Below are 11166 nucleotides of genomic sequence, written 5' to 3'. Positions count from 1 at the left end.
AGTGAATCCCATGAGCCTAGGCAAACTATGTGATTGGGGTGAACCAACAAAACCAATACCACGCAGCTTCCAATTGCAAAGGAATTCGTTCCTTCATATTGAGCACTAGAGTCACACACTCAGACTTGATTCAAGAGATAAAAAAAGCATATTACTCCCCTCTTCTTGTATTCAAAAAGTCGGGATAAAACGGTAAGAAAGGGCAGCAAATTCCTGATTCAGTCAGCCTTTGTTTGAGATTGCGAAGGGAGTCACAACAATTCGCCAGATTTAATTTAATCGATTAAATTAACGTAAAATCAGGCTAGTGAGCGAGATCTCGCAAATAGCGCTCAGGCAAAGAGCCATTATCAAACAAGGCCAAATAAGTAAGTAAACACTAACAAACCTAGCTAAACCGCACCCGTTTTGCGAGTTGAATCACTTCGCGTTTTTTGTACAAAAATCACACATCAGAAGGTATTTTGACGTTAATGACGTAGGGCATCTAGGTTTTGACGTTTTTAACGGGAATTGCAATTGATAAATTTCTTGGCTAGGTGTTTTCTTACTCCTGCCAAAGGCCTACAGGCCACTCATGACTCCCCACCCTCCGACGGGGTAAAAGTGATGAGGTAGGTCTTGGAGAGTGTTTATCAATTGATGACATTCCATCCATTAGTGAAATGAAAGCAACTAGTAAGGAACAGCTATGCTTGCCAATATTAAAAAGACAGCACTAGCCGCCGCAGTAATCGCAGCAGCAACCAGTGTTTCAGCTCCAGCGTTTGCACGTAGTGAGCTCACCATCGTGCCAGATTTCTACCCTACAATGGTACGTAACTTCAACCCGTACTTAGCGACTAACCTGCGTACAACCACCGACTTTATCTATGAACCTCTGGTTGTATTCAATGAAATGAAAGGTAATACGCCTGTTTTCCGTCTGGCAGAAAGCTACAAAATGGCTGACGACCTGATGAGCGTGACTTTCGATATCCGCAAAGGCGTTAAGTGGTCTGACGGTGAAGCATTCACAGCTGACGACGTGGTTTACTCTTTCGGCCTGCTGAAAGCGAAACCAGAACTTGATCAACGTGGTATCAACAAGTGGGTTACCAGCGTAGAGAAAATTGACGAATACAAAGTGCGTTTCCGTTTGTCTGAAGCAAACTCAAACGTACCTTATGAAATTTCTCTGATCCCTATCGTTGCTGAGCACGTGTGGAAAGACGTGAAAGATCCAACCACCTTCACTAACGAAAATCCAGTAGGTACTGGTCCTTTCACCGTGATCGACACTTTCACTCCACAACTGTACATCCAGTGTCGTAACCCGAACTACTGGGATGCCGCTAACCTAGAAGTTGACTGTCTGCGTGTTCCACAAATCGCAAACAACGACCAACTACTGGGCAAAATCGTTAACTCTGAGCTCGACTGGACTTCTTCATTCGTTCCAGATATCGACCGTACTTACGCCGCAGCGAACCCTAACCACCACTACTGGTATCCAGCAGCGGGTACTCAGGCGTTCATGGTGAACTTCAAAAACCCAGATCCAGCGAAAAAAGAAGCACTTGATAACGTAGATTTCCGTCGTGCGTTCTCTATGGCTCTGGATCGTCAAACCATCATTGATATCGCCTTCTACGGCAGCGGTACAGTGAACGACTTCGCATCTGGCCTTGGCTACGCATTCGAAGCATGGTCTGATGAAGCGACCCACAAAAAGTACAAAGGCTTCAACACTTATGACGTTGAAGGCTCTAAGAAGCTACTGGCAAAAGCGGGCTTCAAAGATGTGAACGGTGACGGTTTCGTTGAAACTCCATCAGGCAAATCTTTTGAACTGCTGATCCAATCTCCAAACGGCTGGACTGACTTTAACAACACAGTTCAACTGGCGGTTGAGCAGCTACAAGAAGTGGGTATCAAAGCGAAAGCACGTACTCCTGAATTCGCGGTTTATAACCAAGCGATGCTAGAAGGTACTTACGACGTTGCGTACACCAACTACTTCCACGGCGCTGACCCATTCACTTACTGGAACAGCGGCTACAACTCAGCTCTACAATCTGGCGACGGTATGCCACGCTTTGCGATGCACTACTTCACCGATAAGAAGCTTGATGGTTTGCTAGACAGCTTCTACAAAACAGCGGACAAGAACGAGCAGTTAGCGATCGCTCACGGTATTCAGAAGATCATTGCTGAAAACCAAGTGACTATCCCTGTAATGTCTGGTGCATGGATGTATCAGTACAACACCACTCGTTTCACTGGCTGGTGGAGCGAAGAAAATCCGAAGGGCCGTCCAAGCGTTTGGGCTGGTATCCCAGAGCGTCTACTACACGTACTGGATCTGAAACCAGTTAAGTAATACACGTTCATTTCTTGCGGCGCACGCTGTGCGCCGCCTATCTAAATCCCCTCATGTTGTTAAGCAGACATATGGCGCTCGTCGTCAGGGGATTTCTCGCTCTCAAATTCGCTAGGGGCGAGACCTGAAACCAGAGACAGGACAAAACTGGGTGAGTAAGGTGTAAGTTATGGGTTACTTTTTAAGACGATTGTCGTTCTATTTTGCCGCGTTGCTGGTCGCAGCAACATTAAACTTTATTATTCCGCGTGCCATGCCTGGTGATCCGGTCACCATGATGTTTGCTCACGCAACCGCACAAGTTACTCCAGAACGTATCGAAGCCATGAAACAGTTACTTGGCTTTGTTGAAGGTCCTTGGTATGTGCAGTATCTGACGTACATCAAAAGCATCCTGACTTGGGAACTGGGCACTTCAATCAAATTCTACCCTTTAAGTGTGAATGAGCTGCTTGGTGGTGCATTTGGTTGGTCACTGTTCCTTGCGGGAACGGCGGTTATCATCTCTTTCTCCATCGGCTCTGTGCTCGGTATTTTTGCCGCATGGAAACGGGGCAGCCGTTACGACACTTTTATTACTCCGGGAATGCTGGTGATTCAGGCTGTACCACAAGTGGTTATTGCCATGCTCGCCATGTTCACTTTCGCTATCGGTTTAAGTTGGTTCCCAACTGGCTACGCATACACAGCAGGTACCACTCCAGATTGGACGAGTTGGGCATTCATCAAAGACGTCGGTTATCACGCCGTTCTTCCTCTGTTCTGTGCTTCGATCGTGCAGATCGGTGGCTTCTTGGTCAACATGCGTAACAACATGATTAACCTGCTCGCTGAAGATTACATCACCATGGCCAAAGGCAAAGGCCTGAGCGAAAACCGTGTGGTATTTAACTACGCAGCACGTAACGCCCTACTGCCAAGTGTGACCGCTCTTTCTATGTCGCTCGGTATGGCGATTGGTGGTCAGTTGATTATCGAAATCATCTTCAACTACCCAGGTTTAGGCACTGTACTGTTCAACGCGATTACCGCACGTGACTACCAAGTTCTGCAAGGTCAGCTGCTGATCATGACGCTGTTCATGCTGTTCTTTAACCTGCTGGCGGACATGTTATACGTTGTTCTTGACCCTCGCTTACGCAAGGGAGGTAAATAATCATGAAAGCACTTTGGAAACTCTTACGCGGCAACCGTATGGCGATGATTGGTGTCACCATCTTAGGCCTGTTTTTTCTGCTCGCGGTCGCCGCACCACTTCTTACCTCTCATGAGCCAGACAAGCGCACAGGCAATCCGCACGAATACCCCGCTTTTGTCGTAAAAGCGGCGAAAGCGAGTCCTGATGGCTGGATTGCCGAAAACCTAGCGACAGATCGCCGCACTCTAGCGATGTCGAAAAAAGCTGACCACATACTAGGCACCACACGTATGGGTCGTGATGTGTGGTCACAAGTGGCTTATGGTGCTCGCGTATCCTTAGCTGTGGGCTTCGGCGCTGGTATCACGGTCTGTTTCTTAGCCACCGTCATCGGTGTCTCTGCGGGTTATTTTGGCGGGAAAATCGACGATTTCCTCACCGCCGCAATGAACATCATGCTGGTCATTCCGCAATACCCACTGCTGTTCGTATTAGCTGCCTTTATTGGGGAAGCGGGACCTCTCACCATAGCGCTGATTATTGGCTGTACCTCCTGGGCTTGGGGTGCGCGGGTGGTTCGCTCGCAAACCATGGCACTGCGTGAGAAAGAGTTTGTGAAAGCCGCAGAAGTACTAGGCGAATCTTCATGGCGCATCATCTTTATTGAGATTCTGCCAAACCTGATTTCGATTGTCGGCGCAAGTTTTATCGGCTCGGTGATGTACGCGATCATGATGGAAGCGACGATCTCCTTCTTAGGCTTGGGCGACCCTAACACCATCAGTTGGGGCATCATGCTCTACAACGTACAAACCTCGTCTTCAATGCTGATCGGCGCTTGGTGGGAACTGCTGGCACCTTGTTTATCTTTGACTCTGCTGGTCACAGGCCTTGCGCTGTTGAACTTTGCGGTTGACGAAATTGCTAACCCACAGTTGCGTTCACATAAAGGCATGAAGCGTTGGAAAAACCTTGCCAAGCAAGACCAAAAAGCGCGTGAGCCAAACGTACCACCACAAAATGCACTTTGGAGCGGAGATAAATAATCATGACTACGCCATTAATCTCAATCCGCAACTTATGCGTGGACTACATTACCGATGCTGGTGACGTCCGTGCCTGTAACAATGTGAGCTTTGATTTAGCCCCCGGCGAGGTGTTTGGCCTTGCGGGTGAATCCGGTTGTGGTAAATCTACCGTTGCCTTCTCGCTGATGCGCCTGCATAAGCCGCCCGCGTTCATCACTGGTGGCGAGGTGATCTTCAACGGTGAAGACATCCTGAAATACAGTGATGAGCGCATGCAAGCGTTCCGTTGGAAAGAAATGTCGATGGTATTTCAAAGTGCGATGAACGCGCTGAACCCAGTTCTGACCATGGAAGAGCAATTTTGCGATGTGATCATGCGCCATACCAATATGACGCGTGAACAAGCCAAACGTCGTGCTGAAGGGCTGTTAGAAATTGTGGATATTCATCCAAGCCGTCTTAACGATTATCCGCACCAGTTCTCGGGTGGTATGCGTCAACGCTTGGTGATTGCGATTGCGCTCGCGCTCAATCCAAAAATGATCATTATGGATGAACCCACGACCGCGCTAGATGTTGTCGTTCAGCGTGAAATTCTGCAGAAGATCTACGCACTCAAAGAAGAGTTTGGTTTCTCTATTCTGTTCATTACTCATGACTTGTCACTGATGGTCGAGTTCTCAGACCGTATCGGCATCATGTACTCCGGTGAATTGATTGAAGTGGCTCCTTCAAAACAAATTCTGGAAACCCCTTACCACCCTTATACCAAAGGGTTGGGAAGTTCTTTTCCACCATTAACTGGACCAAAAACAAAACTCACAGGGATCCCTGGAAACCCACTCAACCTATTGGACATTCCTCAAGGTTGCCGTTTCCAAGCTCGCTGTGATCGAGTTCATGAAGCTTGTACTAAGGTACCGACCGTACTGCGCCAAATCGAGCATGGCCGCTTTTCTAACTGCCATCTCTATACGCAATCGAACGCCACTATAAAACGCTAAGGCGTACGACAAAGCAGTAGCAAAGAATTTCTGGAGACAATTATGAGCAAACCACATGGCGAATTACTGGTTGAGGGAAAAAATCTGGTTAAAGATTTTGCCATCAACAGTAACGCACTCAAACAACCCATGATGCGTGCCATCAACGACGTATCATTCAAAATGTACAAAAGCCGCGGTTTATCTGTGGTAGGTGAGTCTGGCTCAGGCAAATCCACCACCGCCAAGATGATCGCCAAAATGTACGCGCCGACCTCTGGGGTTATCGAGTACAAAGGCCGTGATATTCAGGACATCGTTTCTCGTGACGACCTGATGCATTACCGCGAAGGCGTACAGATGGTATGGCAAGATCCGTTTGGCTCACTCAACCCAACCCATACCATTTTCCACCACATTGCTCGCCCGCTGCTGATCCACAAAAAGGTCACCCCGGGCAACAAAAAAGAGTTGGAAGAGCGTGTTTACGAACTGCTTGAACAAGTTGGTCTCATCCCACCAAAAGCCACAGCCGCTAAATATCCGCACCAACTTTCTGGTGGTCAGCGTCAGCGCGTTAACTTAGCACGTAACATTGCTGTTGGTGCTGAGGTTGTTCTGGCTGATGAACCCACTTCAATGCTTGATGTGTCAATCCGTGCAGGCGTACTCAACCTGATGGAAGAGATGAAGTTTGAGCGTCAAATGTCTCTGCTATACATCACGCACGACATCGCGACCGCTCGCTACATCGCTGAAGACTTGGCCGTTATGTACGTAGGACACATGGTGGAATGGGGTGATACCGATGAGATCATTCACGATCCACAGCACCCTTACACCAAGCTGTTAGTCTCTGCGGTGCCCGATCCGAAAAAGTCTATCCACGAAAAATTGGAAGGCAACAAAGGCGAGATCCCACTGTGGACTCCGAATTCTGTCGGCTGTCCATTTGCAGGACGCTGTTTGCACGCTTCCGCGAAATGTCGCGAAGCCTTGCCAGAAGTCACTCAGTTGTCTGACAACCACTTTGTGCGTTGTTATCTGTTTGAAAAATAAAACCAGCAGCTCCCTCTCGTAGGGAGCTTGCTCAATCCATACTGTGGAGAAAATGAATGCTGTTACTGACCAACCACATTGGCTATGAAATCCAAGGCCCTAAACAGGCGGTGTTGCTGTGTGGACAAACACAACTCATGGACGATTGTGTGCTTTTGGTTTGCGCTCGTAGTCACCAAACCGTTGCCAAGCTCGCTATTGAGTGGCACGGCAAGGTCGACAACTGGCATCAGGGACAATTTCATCGTATCGACTTTTCCGATTTCACGACGCCAGGCGACTATTATCTGCGCCTAGAACACACGCATTCTGCCACTTTTACTATTGCGCGAGGCGTATTAATGCAACGCACATTCTCTGATGTGCTGCACTACTTTAAATCGCAACGCTGCTCTGGGCAGTTTGATCAACAAGACAAGCAAGTACCGCTGCTGGGCACATCAACCACTGCCGATGTGCACGGTGGCTGGTACGACGCTTCAGGTGACGTTAGCAAGTATCTCAGTCACCTTTCTTACGCTAACTATTTGAACCCACAACAAACACCTTTGGTGGTCTGGAACATGCTCAAAGGGTTAGCGGTTTTACAACATCACTCGGGTTTTGCATCGTTTTCTCGCACTCGCCTCAAGGATGAAGCGTTGTTTGGTGCTGATTTTCTACGCCGTATGCAAAACTCCGAGGGATTTTTTTATATGACAGTCTTTGACAAATGGAGCAAAGATACCAAACAACGGGAGATTTGTGCCTACGCGACCCAACAAGGCCATAAATCCGATGATTATCAAGCGGGTTTTCGCCAAGGTGGTGGCATGGCGATTGCTGCACTTGCCGCAGCCGCGCGTTTGGATACGCACGGCGAGTTCACACAAACTGACTATTTACAGGCGGCAGAAAAAGGCTACTGGCACCTCAAAGAGCATAACCTCGCCTACCTCAATGATGGGGTTGAAAACATCATTGATGAGTACTGCGCACTCTTGGCGTGTTGCGAACTTTACCGCACGACAGAGAATGACCAATATCTGGCTCAAGCTCGTGAGTGGGCACAGCGTTTAGCCAAGCGTCAATGCAGCGATGAACAAATTGCGCACTACTGGTCTGCCACCAGCAACGGTGAGCGCCCATACTTCCACGCCAGTGATGCTGGTCTGCCTGTCATTGCACTTTGCGAGTATCTGAATATTGAAACGGATACGGCTAACTACGCTCAACTCCAAAGAGTGGTCGAGCAAGCCTGTCAATTCGAGTTAGCGATAACTCAACAAGTCTCCAACCCGTTTGGGTACCCGCGTCAGTATGTCAAAGGGGTGGAAAGCGCCAAACGCACCAGTTTCTTTATCGCCCAAGACAACGAAAGTGGTTACTGGTGGCAAGGTGAAAATGCCCGTCTCGCCTCGTTGGCGAGCATGGCCTATCTTGCTCAGCCTCATTTGAGTACCGCTATCGCTAAACCGCTTGAACAGTGGTCACAAAATGCCCTGAACTGGATTGTCGGGCTCAATCCTTACAACATGTGCATGCTCGATGGACATGGGCACAATAATCCCGATTACTTACCTCATTTAGGCTTTTTCAATGCCAAAGGCGGTGTGTGTAACGGCATAACCGCGGGCTTTGATGACCCAAGAGATATCGCGTTTAACCCTGCAGGGCAAAAAGATGACATGCTGCAAAACTGGCGTTGGGGAGAACAATGGATCCCGCATGGCGCTTGGTATCTGCTTGCCATCATCAGCCAATTTGCTCACTTTACCGCTCACGGGGAGGAGAACCAATGAACTACTACGTAGGCATTGATGGCGGCGGTACATCCTGCCGTGCTCGCATTCGTAATCAGCAAGGTGAATGGGTTGGCGAAGCCAAAAGTGGCAGCGCCAACATCATGCTCGGTGTTGAGGTGGCGTTGCGTTCCGTAGTCGATGCGATCACCCAAGCGGCAGAGCAAGGCGGATTATCATCAGACGACTTCCCTCGTATGCATGTAGGTCTTGCTTTGGCTGGTGCGGAGCAAAAAGAGGCGTGGCACGCTTTTATGCAGCAGGCGCACCCTTTCGCTTCCATCACGCTTAACACCGATGCTTATGGCGCTTGTCTTGGCGCGCATCTTGGTGAAGAGGGCGCGATCATGATCGCCGGAACCGGATCGTGCGGCATTTTGCTAAAAGGTGGCAAACAGTACGTGGTTGGCGGTCGTGAGTTCCCAATCTCCGATCAAGGCAGTGGCGCCGTCATGGGCTTACGCCTGATTCAACAAGTGCTGCTCGCACAAGACGGCATCCGTCCCCATACCCCGCTGTGTGATGTAGTGATGAACCACTTTAACCAAGATATTGATGCCATTGTTGCTTGGTCTAAAACCGCTCTACCTCGCGATTATGGGCAATTTTCACCTCAGATTTTCAGCCATGCCTATTGCGGCGATACCCTCGCGATTGAATTACTCAAACAGACCGCCGCAGACATTGAAATGTTCCTGATCGCCTTACACCACAAAGGCGCAGAACGCATCTGTTTAATGGGCAGCATTGCTGAGCGTATCCAAGATTGGCTCTCCCCACCGGTACAGCAGTGGATTGTCAAACCGCAATCGGATGCTATCGAAGGCGCATTAATGTTTGCCGGTAAGCCTGAGCACAACCTGTATAAGGATGGTTTATGAGTTATCGAATTGAATTTGCGGTGCTCTCGGAACAAAAACCGGATTGCCGTTTTGGTTTAACCCTGCACAATTTGAGCGATCAAGATCTGCATGATTGGTCGCTGTATTTTGTGATTGATCGTTACATCCAACCCATGAGTGTGACCAACGGTCAACTGACCCAAGTCGGCAGCTTATGTTCGATTGTTCCAACGGAAAAAGTGTTGCCAGCCAATGGCCACTTTTATTGTGAGTTCATCATCAAAACCGCGCCTTACCATTTCTACACCGATGGGGTAAAGCACGCGTTTGTCCAACTCAATGATAAACAGCCTGTCGAAAGAATTAACGTTGCGGTTAACCCTATCGTTCTCGCGTCACCATTTCGCGAGCGTAGCCAAATCCCACACGTTGAGGCCGCCGAGCTGTGCCTAATTCCAAAACCCAATTCACTGCAACGTTTCCAAGGTGAGTTTGTGGTCAACCACTCCAGCCAGATCTCGCTGCAATCGGACTCGGCCGCGCGTGCTGCACGCTGGTTAGAACAAGAATTGCATGCACTGCATGGGTTCAAACTGAATACGGTTGGCCATAGCGATATCGTCTACCGCAGTAATCCCACGCTCGATGAGGGCCATTATCAACTCAATATCGAAGCGCAAGGGATCAAGATTGAAGCAGGTAGCCACAGTGGCTTTATGCATGCCAGCGCGACTTTGCTGCAACTGGCGCAAGCGCATCAAGGCTCATTGCGCTTTCCTCTGGTCAAAATTGTCGATGCACCGCGCTTTAAGTATCGCGGCATGATGCTCGATTGCGCCCGCCACTTTCACTCGCTTGAGCAGGTCAAACGAGTGATCAATCAACTGGCACACTACAAATTTAACGTGTTCCACTGGCATCTGACCGATGATGAAGGTTGGCGTATTGAGATTAAACGCCTGCCGCAACTGACAGACATTGGTGCATGGCGTGGCATGGATGAAGTGCTTGAACCTCAATACAGTTTACTCACCGAGCGTCATGGCGGTTTCTATACCCAAGATGAGATCCGTGCAGTGATTGAGTACGCCAGCGATCGTGGCATTACTGTCATCCCTGAAATTGACGTACCAGGGCACAGCCGCGCCGCGATTAAAGCGCTGCCGGAATGGCTGGTTGATGAGGAAGATTGCTCGCAATATCGCAGTATTCAGTACTACAACGACAATGTGCTCTCCCCTGCACTGCCGGGCACTTATCAATTCCTCGACATCGTATTGGAAGAAGTGGCTGCGCTGTTTCCAAGCCAATTTATCCATATCGGTGCCGATGAAGTCCCACACGGCGTGTGGGTAGATAGCCCGAAATGCCAAGCCTTAATGCAAGAGCAAGGCTATACCGACCCGAAAGAGCTGCAAGGCCACTTACTGCGCTACGCCGAGAAAAAACTCAAGAGCTTGGGTAAGCGCATGGTCGGCTGGGAAGAAGCCCATCACGGCGACAAAGTGAGTAAAGATACGGTGATTTACTCTTGGTTATCGGAAAAAGCCGCCTTGGATTGCGCCAAACAAGGCTTTGACGTGATTTTGCAACCGGGACAATTCACCTATCTCGATATCGTTCAAGACTACGCTCCTGAAGAGCCGGGCGTGGATTGGGCGGGTGTTACTCCGCTAGAGCGTGCTTACGGTTATGAACCGTTAGCCGACGTTCCGGCCAATGACCCACTGCGTAAACGCATTTTAGGTATTCAATGCGCTTTGTGGTGTGAATTGATCAATAACTCAGAACGCATGGAATACATGCTCTATCCACGTCTCACGGCATTAGCAGAAGGCGGTTGGACAGAGAAATCCCAGCGTGACTGGTTGGATTATCTAGCGCGTTTGAAAGGCCATTTACCACTGCTGGATAAGCAGAAAATACCTTATCGCGCGCCTTGGAAGTAATTCTGCCTTGAAAGTAATTCTTCC

General features: G+C 49.1%; 8 protein-coding genes. All 8 read left to right on the top strand.

The window, feature by feature from the left end; all coding sequences use genetic code 11:
• Nucleotides 1–691: 691 nt before the first annotated feature.
• The 8 genes from GOU96_RS04970 (at nucleotide 692) to GOU96_RS04935 (ending at nucleotide 11142) form a co-directional block, all read left to right on the top strand.
• A complete protein-coding gene (locus GOU96_RS04970; RefSeq protein WP_000880697.1) occupies nucleotides 692–2362 on the top strand; it encodes an ABC transporter substrate-binding protein in 1671 nt (556 codons plus the stop codon).
• 169 nt (nucleotides 2363–2531) lie between these two features.
• Nucleotides 2532–3518, top strand: a complete 987-nt coding sequence (locus GOU96_RS04965; protein ID WP_000540337.1) for an ABC transporter permease — start codon at nucleotides 2532–2534, stop codon at nucleotides 3516–3518.
• Nucleotides 3519–3520: 2 nt separating this feature from the next.
• A complete protein-coding gene (locus GOU96_RS04960) occupies nucleotides 3521–4546 on the top strand; it encodes an ABC transporter permease (protein WP_267781928.1) in 1026 nt (341 codons plus the stop codon).
• 2 nt (nucleotides 4547–4548) lie between these two features.
• Nucleotides 4549–5532: an ABC transporter ATP-binding protein gene (locus GOU96_RS04955; protein ID WP_000211036.1), complete on the top strand. Its 984-nt coding sequence runs from the start codon at nucleotides 4549–4551 to the stop codon at nucleotides 5530–5532.
• A gap of 42 nt (nucleotides 5533–5574) precedes the next feature.
• The gene (locus tag GOU96_RS04950) at nucleotides 5575–6570 is read left to right on the top strand and encodes an ABC transporter ATP-binding protein (RefSeq protein ID WP_000042557.1); all 996 of its coding nucleotides are present in this window, start codon (nucleotides 5575–5577) and stop codon (nucleotides 6568–6570) included.
• A gap of 56 nt (nucleotides 6571–6626) precedes the next feature.
• Entirely contained in the window at nucleotides 6627–8351 is a 1725-nt protein-coding gene (locus tag GOU96_RS04945) for a glycoside hydrolase family 9 protein (protein WP_000925604.1), read from the top strand.
• Nucleotides 8348–9232 (top strand): N-acetylglucosamine kinase, encoded by an 885-nt coding sequence (locus tag GOU96_RS04940; protein WP_001914879.1) that lies wholly within the window; start codon nucleotides 8348–8350, stop codon nucleotides 9230–9232. The genes GOU96_RS04945 and GOU96_RS04940 overlap by 4 nt, the downstream gene beginning before the upstream one ends.
• Entirely contained in the window at nucleotides 9229–11142 is a 1914-nt protein-coding gene (locus GOU96_RS04935) for a beta-N-acetylhexosaminidase (RefSeq protein ID WP_000122111.1), read from the top strand. The genes GOU96_RS04940 and GOU96_RS04935 overlap by 4 nt, the downstream gene beginning before the upstream one ends.
• Nucleotides 11143–11166 lie beyond the last annotated feature (24 nt).

Origin of the sequence: Vibrio sp. R-1, from assembly GCF_035615595.1 — a bacterium.
Classification (GTDB): Bacteria; Pseudomonadota; Gammaproteobacteria; order Enterobacterales; family Vibrionaceae; genus Vibrio; species Vibrio cholerae.
This window is presented reverse-complemented; position numbering and strand designations above follow the sequence as displayed.